The sequence below is a fragment of the Flavivirga rizhaonensis genome (assembly GCF_004791695.1).
Lineage (GTDB): Bacteria > Bacteroidota > Bacteroidia > Flavobacteriales > Flavobacteriaceae > Flavivirga > Flavivirga rizhaonensis.
This window is the reverse complement of record NZ_SRSO01000085.1, coordinates 1-364: the sequence shown is the minus strand read 5'-3', so window position 1 is coordinate 364 and position 364 is coordinate 1. Positions and strand designations below refer to the sequence as shown.

Genomic DNA, 364 nt, shown 5'->3' with positions numbered 1-364 from the left:
ATTGATCGTCACGCTAGCGGTACTACTGTTTGGACAGGTTCCTGCTGTGGTATAAGTTACGGTATAGGTTCCCGGAGTACTGGTCGATACATCGATAAGTCCTGTTCCTGCTGTAAGTGATAAGCCTAATGTGCTACTAAATGTTCCGCCTGTTAAACCTGTTATGCTTGGCGTTGGATCTGTAGCATCTGCACAATATGCTGCGGCGCTATAGCTAAAGCCCGCATCGTCTAATGCGTTGATCGTCACGCTAGCGGTACTACTGTTTGGACAGGTTCCTGCTGTGGTATAAGTTACGGTATAGGTTCCCGGAGTACTGGTCGATACATCGATAAGTCCTGTTCCTGCTGTAAGTGATAAGCCT

Annotated in this window: 1 pseudogene; it reads right to left on the bottom strand. The window is 47.5% G+C overall.

Annotation, left to right across the window (positions count from 1 at the left end):
• Positions 1-364, bottom strand: a pseudogene (locus tag EM932_RS20725) (hypothetical protein); the annotation flags it as partial.